Origin of the sequence: Photobacterium chitinilyticum, from assembly GCF_004104355.1 — a bacterium.
Taxonomy (GTDB): domain Bacteria; phylum Pseudomonadota; class Gammaproteobacteria; order Enterobacterales; family Vibrionaceae; genus Photobacterium; species Photobacterium chitinilyticum.
Genome location: NZ_RJLM01000144.1, coordinates 1 through 555, shown reverse-complemented (window position 1 = coordinate 555; position 555 = coordinate 1). Strand labels below are relative to the sequence as shown.

General features: G+C 36.7%; 1 protein-coding gene. It reads right to left on the bottom strand.

The genetic code is table 11. From position 1 onward, the window contains the following. Window positions 1-28: 28 nt before the first annotated feature. A complete protein-coding gene (lspA, locus tag EDI28_RS26255; RefSeq protein ID WP_128786715.1) occupies window positions 29-520 on the bottom strand; it encodes a signal peptidase II in 492 nt (163 codons plus the stop codon). Between the last annotated feature and the right edge of the window lie 35 nt (window positions 521-555).

Below are 555 nucleotides of genomic sequence, written 5' to 3'. Positions count from 1 at the left end.
TCACCTTGATTGCCTTGTTATAAGCCAGTTACTTGGCAGATTCAGCTTTATTTTGCGATAGTATAAACATCAGCATTCCTGCCATTATTACCATGTCCGCAATATTAAAAACACCWGTGCGAATTGAGCCAAAACCTACATTTAAGAAGTCAACGACCRCGCCATTATTTRCAACTCGRTCATAAAAGTTACTGGCACCACCAGAGAAAATCATCGATAACGCAACCAACGAATTAAGATTTAATTTAGAACTTGTCACTAAGTAGAAAAACAACCCCAAAAGGAAAACACCGACAGCTAGAACAAAAATCCCGAACCGATGTTCATCAGATAAACCATTACCTAACCCTAAGAAAGCACCAATATTTTCTGTATATCCAATACGAAAAACATCTGAAAAATAACTATTCATCATGTTTCTTGACAGATGCTCTGAGGCTAATAATTTCGTACCTTGATCAACACCGATACAAGAAAGGGTAACCAATAAAATGACTTGAAGCTTTTTCCAAATATTCATATTACCTCTACAACTACCGAAGGCTTATAACGCCT